The following is a 14,075-nucleotide window of genomic DNA, read 5'->3' on the forward strand; positions in this document are numbered from 1 at the left end:
TATGTGTGTGTTTAAATTATCTGACTTTCATGACCAGGCGGGCCATTTCAACACCACGCATGTCTCGTGTTTTTAATCCTTTCTGAACAGCCAGTTGGGTTGCCAGATCCATTTCTCCGCTACCGTCGCCTTCCCAATGGTTTGCAACTTGTTTATAGTCTTTGTACATGCTGTATGTAATATGCGATCCAACGGCCTCGCTACCCGACGGAAGCAGAATACGCATTAAACCCCATGCCCCTTTTTGTCCATTATCAACCATTTGCTGGTGCCAGGGCTTAAAGATTTCATCTTCCACTTTTTCGTAGTTTTCGTTTTGCTGTTTCATAATATCAAAAACGATCATGGTACCTATCGGCATGTCAAAGTCGCCACTTGTATTGTTAATCTCCACAGTGTAAACCTGGTGGGCAATGTCGCGTGATTTCACCGTTTTTTCCATCATGGCATCACGATCGCTCTGACTCATGTTTGGATAGGCATTTTGCACGTACTCCTGAAATTTGTCTCCCGGTATTCCTTCGAGCATTCCGGCAAGACTATTAAAAAGGGTAACTGTAAAATACTGCGATCCCTGTGCTGTTCCGTTTGGCGACATGGCCCAAAGATCCCAGCCAATAATGTTGTTGTCGGCAATTCGTTGTTGGTGAATTTTCGACCAAAACTCCTCAACTTCCTGGTAGTCGCCGTTCATCTCGTCGGATACCGACATAAATTCCATTAAAATGTAAAGACGATCATTTTCTTGTTGTGCAAAAAGAATGGTTGTGCTTAGTAAAATGAAAAGGGATAACAATACAGTCTTTTTCATAATGTTTAATTTTTAATAGTTTGAAATAGTACATTGTTTTGGTTAAATATGGAATGTGGGAGGAAAGTGCACTCCGGAAGCATCTTAATGCGCATATTGTAAGTTGTGGAGATCAAACAATTTTGACGGATTCTTTGTGTGAATCTATAGTTTTTCATGTGGTAATTGTTTGATAAGTACTATCAATTTAGAACATTATTTCAATAGAATACAAAATAGTCCTTTAATATTTTTGATCTGCGAATATTTATTTACATAATTGTGTTTCAGCTGCTTACTGCTGTCTTTGAGAGTAGGGAATAGTAAAATGAAACACAAAACGTTTGGATAATATTGTAATACAGCGAGTTTGCTATTTGACAGCTGCAGGATAAAATACTAAATGGTGTCATTTTGTTACATGATGCAATGACGGTTAATTAGCATAAAGTAAATTCGAACAAATGAACTGTTTGTTCGACTACGATTCTTTTAGGATCATTCGATTTTGTTCACCTGGAATTTTACGCCCTTTTTCAGTTTTAAATTCAACAAAAAACGAAACCCGGCGCCTTGGTTTGATGTAAAAATAAGATGCGTAGAAATTATTCCATTCGATGGAAATTCGTTTAACGATTCGGATTAAAACAGTAAAACTTAAAGTATCATGCCAGTAAAAAAACTTAAAGCTTTTCTAGATGAAAACCAGGTGAAGTATGTTGTAATTAGACATTCGAGTGCGTATACATCTCAGGAAATTGCAGCAAAGAGTCATGTGTCGGGTAAAGAGTTTGCAAAAACCGTGATCGTAAAAGTTGACGGAAAAATGGCAATGGCTGTGTTGCCGGCTTCGTACCAGGTTGACTTTGATCTGCTGAAGGAAATCTTCGGATCATCGCATGTTGATCTTGCCAAAGAAGCAGAGTTTCAGCGTTTCTTCCCCGACTGCGAAATAGGAGCGATGCCACCATTCGGTAATCTATACGACATGGAGGTTTTTGTAGCAGAAACATTGGCTGAAGACGAAGAAATTGCATTTAATGCAGGCAGCCACACCGAAATGATTAAAATGAATTATGCCGATTTTGAACGATTGGTTGAACCGCGTGTGTTCAAATTTTCGTGGAAAATGGTCTCAATGCCCGGCGATCCTAGCGAGCGATGGGCGTATGAATGAACAAAAAAAAGGATTTCTAAAACAGAAATCCTTTTTTTATATATGGTCTGAAATTTTCTTACATCAAGAAACTCAACAAAATACCGGCTGCTACTGCCGAGCCAATAACACCAGATACGTTTGGTGCCATAGCGTGCATTAACAAGTGGTTGGTTGGGTCTTCTTTTAATCCCATACCTTGAACAACCCTTGCACTATCAGGTACTGCAGATACACCGGCTGCACCAATCATTGGGTTGATCTTGTTCTCTTTTTTCAGGAACAGGTTCATGATTTTAGCTCCGGCTACACCACCCGCTGTTGCAATAACAAACGAGCCGGCACCCAATGCAAAGATCTTAATTGATGCAGGAGTAAGGAATACGTCGGCTTGAGTTGAAGCACCCACTGTAATACCAAGCAAAATTGTAATGGCATCGATAAGTGGGTTGGCTGCTGTATTTGCCAAACGTTTTGTTACACCCGATTCTTTCAACAAGTTACCAAAGAACAACATACCAATAAGTGGTAATGCCGATGGCGCAATGTATGCAGTCAGAATCAGACCAATAATCGGGAACAGTACTTTCTCAGTTTTAGAAACCGCACGTGGAGGTTTCATTTTGATAAGGCGTTCTCTTTTTGTAGTCATCAGGCGGATTACCGGTGGTTGAATAACCGGAACAAGTGCCATATAAGAATATGCTGCAATTGCGATTGGTCCAATCAGGTTTTTCACCGTGGTTCCGTCGGGCAGTACATTTAATCCATTCGCCAGTTTCGACGAAATAAAGATTGCAGTAGGACCGTCGGCACCACCAATAATACCAATTGCTCCTGCTTCAGGTGCGGCAAATCCTAAATAAATCGCTCCTAAGAACGTAAGGAAAATACCAATCTGAGCAGCTGCACCAAGTAACATCAGTTTTGGATTCGAGATCAACGACGAGAAGTCGGTCATTGCACCAATTCCAAGGAAAATAAGTGGGGGATACCATCCTTGAACCACACCCTGATAGAGGATGTTCAATACCGATCCAGGCTCGTACACACCCAATTTCAGGTTAAAATCGGCCACCTGGAACATTGGAATGTTACCAATTAAAATACCAAATCCGATTGGTATTAAAAGCATCGGCTCGAAATCGTATTTAATAGCCAGGTATAGGAAAATAAATCCTACCAACATCATAATGATGTTTCCCCAGGCAATGTTGGCAAATCCCGAAAATTCGTAGAAGTTGAATAATCCGGCAATTGCACCATTGTATCGTTTATAAGTATATCCGTCACCGGAAAGTTCTCCGTCGGCGTTAATTTTCAGAACGCGGTTTGGAAGTTTTACCTGCAGGGTTGAAACTTTATAACCTCCCTGTTGGTTTGGATCTCTGTTGGTACGTAATTCAGTTATTGGTACGGTGTTGAAATGTAACTCAACTTCGTCGCCAATAATTTCGTAACGACCTGAATAACGCTGTTTGGCTGAGTCAAGAAGAAAACCTCCGTCAGTTTCAAACGTAAATGTTTTATAACGTTTTACTGTGCTTGGATTCTCTTTTTGATCAGGTTCTCCTTCTTTATAAGTAGGAATTGGCACATAACCATCGGAATGATTTATCCATTTCCCCTTTGTAATTACATCGCTGAGCTTTTCCGGCTGACCCGCAGCATATACCGAGGGCGCAAGAAAAATCAATACGAATAATAATTGAACTATTTTTCTCATGTCAGCAATGTATTGTTAAGCTATTTCAATTAAGAGATCGTCTTGCAACACACTGTCGCCCACATTAACTTTAATGGCTGTAACTTCTCCGGCTTTTGTGGTCTGTACCTGGTTTTCCATTTTCATGGCTTCCATAACCATCAGGTTTTGGCCTTCAGTTACAACATCGCCAACAGTTACATTAATTTTAAGGATTGTACCCGGTAGTGGTGCGGTTACTTTGTGTTTTCCGGTTGATTGAGTTTTTTTGATCTGGCCTTCTCCAGGCATTTTTTCAACCGGTTTTCTAATCAGTTTCGGAGTTTTCGAAGTTTTTACCTCTCCGTGAATTTGTACTTCGTAAATGGTTCCGTTTACATCAAGTTCGGCAACATTGTCTTCAATGTCTTTTAAATGAACGTCGTAATCGTTACCTCGTATTGTGAATTTATATTTTTTCATTGTATTCTTTTTTTACACTTTGTATTCAGAATTATCTAACGTGGCCAGTTGTTTTGTACACTGTAAATTTTTGAACTCCAGGGAGAGTACGATTTTCTTACCTTTTTAATGGTAACAATATTACTTTCTTCATCGTGAAGTTCGTTAAAGTACATGTGCAGAGCCAAACTGATAGCGGCAGTAACGTTACCTTCAACAATATAATCGTCTTCGGCTGGTTCCTGCTCACCTTTTTTCTTACTCTTTTTCAGTTTTTCTTTGTTGAACTTCATGTTTATCAACTTAGGTGCATTGGTAAATACAATTACCAAACAAGTAAGTGCAGTGAAAACAATTAAGAATCCAACAATTGCAACTGTGTATCCGAATTGTACAGAACTGGCTAATAGAATTGATAATGGTTCCATAATTTGCTCTGTTTTTAAAGTGGAATATTAGAATGCTTCTTAGGTGGATTAACCAGTTTCTTGGTAGCAAGACTTTGTAATCCGCGAATAATTCTGAACCTTGTGTTACGAGGCTCGATAACATCGTCGATATATCCGAATGATGCTGCCTGGTATGGATTTGCGAATTTCTCTTTGTATTCTTCCTCGTGGTCGGCAACAAATTTCGCACGCTCTTCAGCATCTTCAATATCGCGCAATTTTCTTCCGTGAAGTACTTCAACGGCACCGGCTGCACCCATAACTGCAATTTCGGCAGTTGGCCATGCATAGTTCAGGTCGCCACGAAGTTGTTTACTCGACATTACATCGTGTGCACCTCCGTACGATTTACGCAATGTGATTGTGATTTTTGGAACAGTAGCTTCGCCGTATGCAAACATCAGTTTAGCTCCGTGAGTGATAATACCACCATATTCCTGACGACTTCCTGGCAAGAATCCCGGAACGTCAACCAATGTTATGATCGGGATATTAAATGAATCGCAGAAACGTACAAAACGTGCTGCTTTTACTGAAGCGTCAATATCAAGAACACCCGCTAAGTAATTTGGCTGGTTGGCTACAATACCAACAGGCTGGCCGTCGAACTTAGCAAAACCAACAACGATGTTTTTCGCGTAGTTACGGTGAATTTCAAGGAATTCGCCATAATCAACAATGGTATGAATAACATCTTTTACTTCGTAAGGCTGGTTTGGATTCTCCGGAATGATTTCATTCAGTACATCGTCTAAACGGTCGATTGGGTCAGTACTGTCAGTAACAATCGGATCTTCCAGGTTATTTTGAGGAAGATAGCTGATCAGTTTACGTAAGATTGAAATACCTTCCTGTTCGTTTTCAACAAGGAATTGTGCTACACCTGATTTTGATGCGTGAACTTTACCACCACCAAGGTCTTCAACCGAAATGTCTTCGCCGGTAACAGTTTTAACAACTTTTGGTCCGGTTACGAACATGTACGAGTTTTGCTCGGTCATCATGATAAAGTCGGTTAGGGCAGGAGAGTACACTGCACCACCGGCACAAGGTCCGAAAATGGCTGAAATCTGAGGAATTACTCCTGATGCCAAAATGTTACGCTCGAAAATCTCTGCGTAACCGGCCAACGAGTTAACTCCTTCCTGAATACGTGCACCACCTGAATCGTTGATACCAATAACAGGTGCTCCAACTTTCATTGCCATGTCCATAACTTTGCAAATTTTCTGTGCAAAGGTTTCAGACAATGATCCTCCAAAAACAGTAAAGTCTTGTGAGAAAACGTAAACAACACGTCCGTCGATTGTTCCGTGACCGGTAACAACACCGTCGCCTAAAAACTTGGTTTTTTCCAAACCAAAGTTGGTACAGCGGTGCGTAACAAACATGTCAAATTCTTCGAAACTTCCTTCATCAAGAAGCATCTCGATTCTTTCGCGAGCACTAAATTTACCTTTTTTGTGTTGCGCTTCAATTCTTTTTAATCCACCTCCTAATTTAGCTTCTGCTCTAAGGTCGATTAACTTTTTAATTTTATCCTGGTTGCTCATAAAATCGGTTCTTATAGTGTAGTTACTCTTTTCCGCAAAGTTCAGTTAATACGCCCATTGTTGCTTTTGGGTGAAGGAAACCAATGTTAAGTCCTTCGGCACCTTTTCTTGCTGTTTTGTCGATCAGCTGAACGCCTTTTTCTCCAATTTCGTTCAACGAATCGTTTACATTGTCAACAGCGAAAGCAAGGTGGTGTACGCCCTGACCTTTCTTTTCAAGGAATTTACCAATTGGTCCGTCCGGACTGGTTGATTCCAATAACTCGATTTTAGTGTCGCCAACCTGGAAGAAGGCGGTTTTTACTTTTTGGTCTGCCACTTCTTCAACGGCATAGCATTTTAGACCCAGCATCTCTTCGTAGTAAGGAATAGCTTCTTCTAAACTATTTACCGCGATACCAATGTGTTCTATATGTGAAATGTTCATCTTGTAAATAATTGTATTCTAGAAAATAAGCAGAATCAGAAGCAGTTTTACAGCAGCTTTTTTTTACTGGTAGTTTCGCGTCCTGCTTATTTAGAATGGTTATAAAATATTAATAATCAAATTTTTAAACTCTAACAAAGTTAGGCTTCTTGTAATTCCCTAAACTCGAAAATCGGAAAACCTTATTTTTTGGATTACGATTTTAGAATTACTTAATATTGGCCTGTTTTCGTGTATTTTTGTTGCTGATTTTAGTCATAAAAAAAGCAGACTTCCGTCTGCTTCTTTAAACATATGTCTTTTATTCACCCCGAACATAATGGTAGTGTGGACCGAAACGTTCGAACGATGCTTTGTCTAACGATTCCTGATGATCAGGATGAGCAATTGATATAAGAAGTTTTGCTCTTTCCTGAAGTGTTTTACCATATAAATTAACGGCACCATATTCTGTTACCACCCAGTGCATGTTTGCACGAGTAGTTACAACGCCTGATCCCGAAATTAATGTTGGACTAATTTTTGAAATACCTTTATTTGTTACAGATGGTAAGGCAATAATTGGTTTACCTTTTTTAGAGTGACCTGCACCGCGGATAAAGTCGATTTGACCACCAACACCCGAGTAGTGCGTAATACCAATTGAGTCGGCACAAACCTGACCGGTTAAGTCGATAGCAAGTGCAGAGTTAATAGCGGTTACTTTGTCATTCTTACGAATGTTTGCTACGTGGTTAGTGTGTGCAACGTCCATCATTGCAACGCGTGGATTATCGTCAACAAAATCGTAAAGTGCCTGCGATCCCATAAGGAACGATGCTACCATTTTTCCCGGATCTGTTTTTTTCTTTTTACCGGTAACAACTCCTTTTTCAACCAAAGGAAGAATGCCATCGGCAAACATTTCGGTGTGAACACCAAGGTCTTTGTGGTTGCCCAATTGTGCCAAAACAGCGTTTGGAATACCACCAATTCCCATTTGTAAACAAGCACCATCGTCAACTAACTCGGCAACATTTTTTCCAATTTTAATATCCATTTCCGAAAGTGGAGCAGGATCGTGAACATATAATGGAATGTCGTCTTCAACGAAAATATCAATTTCGTCGATGTGCATCATTGCGTCACCCCATGCTCTTGGAACATTTGGGTTTACAGCTGCAATTACCGTATCAGCATTTTCGATAGCCGCACGGGTTGCATCAACAGAAGTACCTAATGAAACGTAACCATGTTTGTCAGGAGTTGACACCATAATCATGGCCACATTTACTTTTAAATAACCTCTGCGCATTAAACGCTGTGTTTCACTTAAGAAAATTGGAATATAATCAGCGTAACCTGACTGCGTTTGTTTTCTAAGGTTTCCACCTACAAAAAATTGCTCTGAAATGAAGATTCCTTCGAATTCAGGATTTGCATATTCAACTTCACCTTCTACGTGGATATGTTGGATGGTAACACTGTGGAATTCTTTGTTGCGTCCTCTCTCAACCATTGGTTTAATCAATGTGTGAGGAGTAACAGCAACACTACTTAAATGGACTCTGTCTCCGGTTTTGATAACCTTTACAGCTTCCTCCGGCGATACATACTTAATATTTTTCATGTTTTATCGGATTATAAAATACGGCTAATAATTTCAGGTGCGCAAAGATAAAAATTTAATCACCCCCTTATTAATTCGAATATTATTTAGAAAGGTTCGATTGGTTTTGTAAAGTTTGTGTTAAAGAAGACCTTGAGGTGTGAATTGCTGGCAAATGAAACAGGTATATCCTAGTAGGACAGTAGCGTTTTCTCGTAATGTGATTTTTGTCCCATATTGAAAATATTGTTCATTTTAAATCATTTTTTACTACATATTTGGTTGATAAATAGGGTATCTACGTATAATTACGTAGTAGTATTTCTACTAATTTATTTATTTTAGAGGACCTTAATGTAAACCTGACAATATTATGTATCCTCCATTTCGAATACTTTTAGTAATAGCCAAACCAGAATTGCGAATGCAGCTAAACACTATACTGTCTTCGGCAAAATATGTAGTTGAAACAGAGAACACAGCTAAGGCGGCAAGGTTAAAAATAGAAGAACAACATTTTGACCTGGTTATTTGTCAACAAACGCTTCCGGATAAACCTGGATTTCGCTTCTTCAAAATGCTCGAAGAACAATTGTATCAGTATAATACGGGCTTTTTTTTGATAATAGAAGATTACACTATCGAGGATGTACAACTTGGACTGGAAGTGGGAGTCGATAATTTTATATTCTCCCCGATCTCTCCGAGTTCTCTTATTAATAAAGTGGAGAAACGTTTACAAAAAGCGTCGCAGTTTAATTTTTACGGAACACAACGTTTTCGAATGCAATTTCATTCTTCTCCCATGCCGATGTTTTATTCAGAAAACCAAAATATTACAGAAGTTAATGAGTCATTTTCGCGCTTATTCGAGGTCAGGAACACGGAACAGGAAAAAACCGACTTTTTCGATTTATTCCATCTTAACGGTGATCAACAAAACCATTTGAAATTACGAAAGTTGGAAAATGGATTGATTGATTATTGCTGGTTACAGGATGTACAATCAGTGAGACCTAAAATGAAGTTTAATTTGTACAAAAGTGTTGTGGGTAATCGCGACAAAAACAGAATACTAACCATAATTGTACCTACATGCCGACATAATAGTGATGAAAGTTTGCCGGATGAATGTCCTATTCTTGGAACTTGTATGAAAAGTAACAAACGAAGGGATGAACAAGTCGAAGATATTCAGTTGACCCCCCGCGAACTTGAAGTTTTTAAACTTTCAGCAGGAGGTATTCCTATCAAACAAATAGCAGCTCATCTAGACCTGTCGGAGCGTACAATCGAAAAACACCGATCGAATATTATGAAAAAGACGAATACACATAGTATGATGGAAGCTGTTTTGCGTATTCAGCGACAACAAATTCTACTATAAATAATGACCTGTGTATTTGTTTTTTCTTAGTCATTATTCTCTTCTTTCGTAAAATTACGTAGTTGACCTAATCGGTAATTGCGTATTGCACAAAACCCTTATATCGTTTAGTTTTGAAACGCAATTAAATGAGTAGCATCCCTAAAGTCAAAGTTTAATTGAAGACAAGTAGAAACAAGAATACTTGTTACCTAAATACAGAAAAATAAGGTTGAAAAAGAGACCTCCATTAAATCGATACCTGGTGAAAAGTTACCAGTAGGTGTTGATTTATTGTGTTTCCATTATAGTCTGGAGTAGATAAAAAATAGGGGTATTTTCTATGCTTTAGACCACGAGCACAATCCAATTGAAATTTTCTTAATAGCAAAAGAGGAAACATCCTCTAGCAGAATAATTATGCTTTCAAATTTAGAAACACATAAATATAATTAAGTTAAAAAAATATGAATAATGTAAATATCCCAAACGAATAAACTAAAAACCGTTTCGCAAAGCGACGTAGAATACGGAATAACCGACTGTTTCGAAAGACTTTAGGCTACGCTAATGTTAATTAGAAAACTAATCCGTCAGCCGACGGATTATCAACACATGAAATCCATTTTTAAAACAACTTAATTAATTACAAAAAGATGAAAAAACTAGTATTTCTTTTGGCATTGTTTATTGCAGGATTACCTGCGATATCTCAAAACACTGCCGATGTTACACAAATCGGAAACGATCAGAGTGCAGTGGTCAACCAAAATGGTTCTGATCAGAATGCATTGGTTACTCAGGAGGGTAGTTTAAATAAAACCACAATTGACCAACTTGCAGTAGCTTCCAGTTATGGACCAGGTAAACAATCTGCGACTGTCTCACAAGATGGTAAATCGAATGTTGCCTCAATTGATCAAAACCAAACCGGAGGTGGTGGCAAAACTGAAAATACCGCTTATATCGAACAAGTTGGGGACAATAATAAGTCTTATCAAACCGAAAATGCTCCCGGATATAATAGTGGGCAGCATGTTACCGCGATTCAGCTAGGTAATCTGAATATTTCAAAACAAACCATTAATGGCGGTTATACAGATAATTTTAGGATAGAGCAGAGTGGAAATTTAAATAGTGCAACCCAAACGGGAACAGGTGTTACTACGAATACTGCTAAGATTTTCCAAACAGGAAAAAGAAACACCGCGACTCAAACCTTAGCAGGTTCTAATAATGGTTACTATGGGGGGATTTATGCTGGAGAACGAATTGTCATTGATCAAACAGGGAACGATAATTTAGCCACTCAAATATTTACAGGGTATGGTTCTAGCCATGGTAATAGTGCAGATATCGAGCAGGTTGGAGATGATAATGTGGCAAAAGAAATCGGAGACGGTCGTAATATCTATGCTGATGTAATTCAGGTTGGCGATAATAACCTTGCTACTACTTCACAAGTTGGTTCAGAAGATCAGATTTTGTTGACACAGGAAGGAAACTTGAATAAAACAACCATTACCCAAGATGGCATTGGTAATTTGGCTGATGTTGATATTCTTGGCAATTCAAATATAGGCTCGGTTTTAAGTGATGGTGATCAAAATCTAGTGGACGTAGACGTGATCGGAAGTTTCAACCAATTCAAAGTTTCACAAGTGGGTAATGGTCATGTGGCAACTGTATCCCAAACCGGAAATTACAATATCACAAACGTTAATCAAAACTAATTTATTAATAATTAAACTTTTAAGTTAAATATCATGAAAAAATTAAGTATTCTATTTACTATGGTTTTTGCTGTTTCCTTGGCATTCGCACAAAATACAGCAGTTGTTAATCAAGAAGGTAACAGTAACACAGGTTATGTTGATCAAAATGGATCAGGTCAGGAAATTTATCTAGACCAAATTGGCGATGATAATACTTCAACTGTCGATCAGGATGGAATTGGAAATGAAGGTTACGTGGCACAAGGTATGGTTGAAGGTTATTTTTGGAGTCCATCTACAGCAATGAAAGGCAACAGGAATAAATCAACATTTATTCAGAATGGAGAGGAAAACTATGGGGAAATTGTACAAGTAGGTAATGACAATATTACTTCAGTAAACCAACAAGGTAATAATAATGAAGCTTATTCGTATCAGGGTTGGCCTTTTGGTTTTTGGGGTGAAACGGCTATAACTGCTGCACTTAAAACTACAAATGGTGTAGTTAATATAAAACAACTTACATCAAATAACTTTGCAGCATCCTGGACTTATGGTGGTAATAATAATAAAACCACTATCAGTCAGTCGATTGGAGAAGAAAATTTAGCTTCTGTTTCTCAGGGATTTATTTACCTTGATGCTCCATATGATTTTTCTTCGCCAGTATACAATGTTAAAGACAACATTGCTACAATTCTACAAGCGGGAGCTTCTAATATTGGTAAAGTAATGCAGTTAGGTAATGCTAATAATTTCAAACTTACTCAGAATGGAGATGGAAACTCTGTTGGTTATAGTGCTTCTGCTAGTGGACTACTTGAGTCTAGAAATGCTTATTTTGAACAAGACGGAAATAGAAATACTTTCACTGGAACACAAAATGATGGTGCAGAACTTCTATCAACTAGTCGTCAAACAGGTGATGATAACGTAGTTACTTTAATCCAGAATGCATCTGATGTTGCTGAAATTATTCAGGATGGCGACTGGAATATTGCAACTGTGAAGCAATATGGTGGTGGACAAGATGCTTATGTTGGTCAGTTTGGAAATGGAAATACAGCAACAGTTACTCAGCAATAACTATTGAAGTTCCCTAATCAACCGTTAGGTCTTCAATCTCTATAGTGTAATGGTGCCTCCCGGTGAAATGCCGGGAGGTTGTGCCATTAAAATTTGAAGACTGCGGAAAACACGTATATCAGTTGTATTGATTGATATATTATAATGTGGTAATTTCGAATTGAGTGTATAGGAATACCCACAAATGTTAATAATCATGCAAAGAAAATTATTCTATTTATTCATATTCCTGTTTTGTTTTGCTCAGGTTAATGCACAAGACGATCTGGTTGAGCATTTGCTTGAGTTAATGCAGGTTGGGATTGTTGATTGTGATTTATCATTAACGAATAACAGTAGTGTTATTGGTCAGGTTGGAAACGAAAATAGTATTGATGTAAAACAAGAACAAAATGGCTTGTTGAACAATTCTATATTCTCCATTCAATTACAAACTGAAAACCAGGCCGGTATTGTTCAGCAAGGATCAGGGCACTCAACGATTCTAAAACAAGATGGAAATCAAAATTATGCTAATATCTGGTCGGTTGGGAGTAAAACAGTAACAGAGGTCTATCAGCTGGGAAATGGAAATTCCATTAATTCCTATATCGATAATCAAGGAATACTGCCAAAATCGAATTTACTCACCCAAGTTGGAGATAATAATACCATGGAAGTTGCATTGTTGGGGAACGGAGATACTTGGACAGAACGTTTGCCCAAAACGGTTGATGCAACTCAAATTGGTGTTAACAACAACCTCGAATTGATTCTCGATAATTCATTCTTGCCCGGAATAAAAGTCACTCAAACGGGAGGGATGACACTGAGTATTCGACAAAGCGATTTCTATTTCCCAATACAATAGTATGAAATCACTCTTCGCAATACTCTTTCTTTTGTTTGGATTTTGTGTTTGTAATGCACAAACCGACACTTTAAAGGCTTCAAAACAGCTTAGAGAAGCTCCTGATGATTTAAAACAATTAATAAAGGAACTTACCGAGGAGAAGGCCGAAAAAGTTAGTAAAGATGCAGATTTGGAGATTGATGGATTGTTATTTGATGAAACAAAAACAAAGAGTGGCCGCGATTTTTACGATCTGTTCTTTCGCGATTGGGAAGCGCCGGCCAATTCGAAAAACTATTCAATTTTTATTACTGAAAAACCATATCGTTTAACCACAACACAAATTCAGATTAAAATAAACGAAACGCTTGTGTTTCAGTCGTTCTTACAGCCGAGGGGGGATATTGTTGAGGCTTTGGCTCAGCAAGCGGTTTCTCAAACTCAGCTGTATTTGCAAAATTATGAAGCAATTTTAAAACAACTGGAAGGTGACGACCGATCCGGCTCGGGCATCTTCTAAACAAAACCATGCATTATGAGAAAAAAAATTATAATTCTGTTAGGCTTATTTCTTATAGGTATTTCCTATTCGTTTGCCCAGGATTTTGTATACACCCCAAAAAATCCTGCTTTTGGCGGTAGCCCTTACAATTATAGCTGGATGTTAAGTTCGGCTCAGGCGCAAGATACCTACGAAGCTCCGTCTGACGAAAGTAGCCTGTATAGCAGTTACTACAGCTCCGATCCGGTTGATAATTTTACTGAAAGTCTTAATAGGCAGATATTGAGTCAATTATCGAGGCAGATTGTAAGTAAACAATTCGGCGAAGATGCGTTGGAGGAAGGAACTTATGTACTTGGTGATTATCAGATTGAAATTGGTGATGGAGGCACAGGCTTAAGCATTACAATTCTTGATAATTCAACCGGAGCAACCACATCCGTTGAAGTTCCTTATTTCTAATTC

14 protein-coding genes are annotated in these 14,075 nt (G+C 38.4%); 7 read left to right on the top strand and 7 right to left on the bottom strand.

Features of this window, described 5'->3' with window-relative positions; genetic code table 11:
• Window positions 1-16: 16 nt before the first annotated feature.
• Entirely contained in the window at window positions 17-811 is a 795-nt protein-coding gene (locus tag SLH46_RS09850; protein WP_320281010.1) for a hypothetical protein, read from the bottom strand.
• A gap of 646 nt (window positions 812-1,457) precedes the next feature.
• Here SLH46_RS09850 and SLH46_RS09855 point away from each other — a divergent pair.
• A complete protein-coding gene (locus tag SLH46_RS09855; protein ID WP_320281011.1) occupies window positions 1,458-1,967 on the top strand; it encodes an aminoacyl-tRNA deacylase in 510 nt (169 codons plus the stop codon).
• 58 nt (window positions 1,968-2,025) lie between these two features.
• On the opposite strand, the gene SLH46_RS09860 is transcribed toward SLH46_RS09855, so the two are convergent.
• The 6 genes from SLH46_RS09860 to SLH46_RS09885 form a co-directional block, all read right to left on the bottom strand.
• Entirely contained in the window at window positions 2,026-3,672 is a 1,647-nt protein-coding gene (locus SLH46_RS09860) for a sodium ion-translocating decarboxylase subunit beta (protein WP_320281012.1), read from the bottom strand.
• Between the two features lie 15 nt (window positions 3,673-3,687).
• Window positions 3,688-4,113 carry a biotin/lipoyl-containing protein gene (locus SLH46_RS09865; protein ID WP_320281013.1) on the bottom strand — a complete coding sequence of 142 codons (426 nt, stop codon included), beginning with the start codon at window positions 4,111-4,113 and terminating at the stop codon, window positions 3,688-3,690.
• 35 nt (window positions 4,114-4,148) lie between these two features.
• Window positions 4,149-4,520 carry an OadG family protein gene (locus tag SLH46_RS09870; RefSeq protein ID WP_320281014.1) on the bottom strand — a complete coding sequence of 124 codons (372 nt, stop codon included), beginning with the start codon at window positions 4,518-4,520 and terminating at the stop codon, window positions 4,149-4,151.
• 14 nt (window positions 4,521-4,534) lie between these two features.
• Entirely contained in the window at window positions 4,535-6,094 is a 1,560-nt protein-coding gene (locus SLH46_RS09875) for an acyl-CoA carboxylase subunit beta (protein ID WP_320281015.1), read from the bottom strand.
• A gap of 22 nt (window positions 6,095-6,116) precedes the next feature.
• Window positions 6,117-6,521, bottom strand: coding sequence for a methylmalonyl-CoA epimerase (mce, locus tag SLH46_RS09880; protein WP_320281016.1), 405 nt, complete (start codon window positions 6,519-6,521; stop codon window positions 6,117-6,119).
• 301 nt (window positions 6,522-6,822) lie between these two features.
• The gene (locus tag SLH46_RS09885; protein WP_320281017.1) at window positions 6,823-8,130 is read right to left on the bottom strand and encodes an acetyl-CoA hydrolase/transferase family protein; all 1,308 of its coding nucleotides are present in this window, start codon (window positions 8,128-8,130) and stop codon (window positions 6,823-6,825) included.
• Between the two features lie 352 nt (window positions 8,131-8,482).
• On the opposite strand from SLH46_RS09885, the gene SLH46_RS09890 reads away from it, so the two are divergent.
• The 6 genes from SLH46_RS09890 (at window position 8,483) to SLH46_RS09915 (ending at window position 14,072) form a co-directional block, all read left to right on the top strand.
• A complete protein-coding gene (locus SLH46_RS09890) occupies window positions 8,483-9,496 on the top strand; it encodes a LuxR C-terminal-related transcriptional regulator (RefSeq protein WP_320281018.1) in 1,014 nt (337 codons plus the stop codon).
• 635 nt (window positions 9,497-10,131) lie between these two features.
• Window positions 10,132-11,208 carry a hypothetical protein gene (locus SLH46_RS09895; protein WP_320281019.1) on the top strand — a complete coding sequence of 359 codons (1,077 nt, stop codon included), beginning with the start codon at window positions 10,132-10,134 and terminating at the stop codon, window positions 11,206-11,208.
• A 33-nt stretch (window positions 11,209-11,241) separates the two neighbouring features.
• A complete protein-coding gene (locus tag SLH46_RS09900; RefSeq protein ID WP_320281020.1) occupies window positions 11,242-12,276 on the top strand; it encodes a hypothetical protein in 1,035 nt (344 codons plus the stop codon).
• A gap of 196 nt (window positions 12,277-12,472) precedes the next feature.
• Complete coding sequence (locus SLH46_RS09905) at window positions 12,473-13,126, top strand: hypothetical protein (protein ID WP_320281021.1); 654 nt, start codon at window positions 12,473-12,475, stop codon at window positions 13,124-13,126.
• Between the two features lies 1 nt (window position 13,127).
• A complete protein-coding gene (locus SLH46_RS09910) occupies window positions 13,128-13,628 on the top strand; it encodes a CsgE family curli-type amyloid fiber assembly protein (protein ID WP_320281022.1) in 501 nt (166 codons plus the stop codon).
• 15 nt (window positions 13,629-13,643) lie between these two features.
• Window positions 13,644-14,072 (top strand): curli production assembly/transport component CsgF, encoded by a 429-nt coding sequence (locus SLH46_RS09915; protein WP_320281023.1) that lies wholly within the window; start codon window positions 13,644-13,646, stop codon window positions 14,070-14,072.
• The last annotated feature ends 3 nt before the right edge of the window (window positions 14,073-14,075 follow it).

Origin of the sequence: Draconibacterium sp. IB214405, from assembly GCF_033963885.1 — a bacterium.
Taxonomy (GTDB): domain Bacteria; phylum Bacteroidota; class Bacteroidia; order Bacteroidales; family Prolixibacteraceae; genus Draconibacterium.

Excerpts from the sequence above, each read along its gene's own strand:
- SLH46_RS09850 (WP_320281010.1), bottom strand. The coding sequence starts at position 811 with ATGAAAAAGACTGTATTGTTATCCCTTTTCATTTTACTAAGCACAACC.
- SLH46_RS09855 (WP_320281011.1), top strand. The coding sequence starts at position 1,458 with ATGCCAGTAAAAAAACTTAAAGCTTTTCTAGATGAAAACCAGGTGAAG.
- SLH46_RS09860 (WP_320281012.1), bottom strand. The coding sequence starts at position 3,672 with ATGAGAAAAATAGTTCAATTATTATTCGTATTGATTTTTCTTGCGCCC.
- SLH46_RS09865 (WP_320281013.1), bottom strand. The coding sequence starts at position 4,113 with ATGAAAAAATATAAATTCACAATACGAGGTAACGATTACGACGTTCAT.
- SLH46_RS09870 (WP_320281014.1), bottom strand. The coding sequence starts at position 4,520 with ATGGAACCATTATCAATTCTATTAGCCAGTTCTGTACAATTCGGATAC.
- SLH46_RS09875 (WP_320281015.1), bottom strand. The coding sequence starts at position 6,094 with ATGAGCAACCAGGATAAAATTAAAAAGTTAATCGACCTTAGAGCAGAA.
- mce (WP_320281016.1), bottom strand. The coding sequence starts at position 6,521 with ATGAACATTTCACATATAGAACACATTGGTATCGCGGTAAATAGTTTA.
- SLH46_RS09885 (WP_320281017.1), bottom strand. The coding sequence starts at position 8,130 with ATGAAAAATATTAAGTATGTATCGCCGGAGGAAGCTGTAAAGGTTATC.
- SLH46_RS09890 (WP_320281018.1), top strand. The coding sequence starts at position 8,483 with ATGTATCCTCCATTTCGAATACTTTTAGTAATAGCCAAACCAGAATTG.
- SLH46_RS09895 (WP_320281019.1), top strand. The coding sequence starts at position 10,132 with ATGAAAAAACTAGTATTTCTTTTGGCATTGTTTATTGCAGGATTACCT.
- SLH46_RS09900 (WP_320281020.1), top strand. The coding sequence starts at position 11,242 with ATGAAAAAATTAAGTATTCTATTTACTATGGTTTTTGCTGTTTCCTTG.
- SLH46_RS09905 (WP_320281021.1), top strand. The coding sequence starts at position 12,473 with ATGCAAAGAAAATTATTCTATTTATTCATATTCCTGTTTTGTTTTGCT.
- SLH46_RS09910 (WP_320281022.1), top strand. The coding sequence starts at position 13,128 with ATGAAATCACTCTTCGCAATACTCTTTCTTTTGTTTGGATTTTGTGTT.
- SLH46_RS09915 (WP_320281023.1), top strand. The coding sequence starts at position 13,644 with ATGAGAAAAAAAATTATAATTCTGTTAGGCTTATTTCTTATAGGTATT.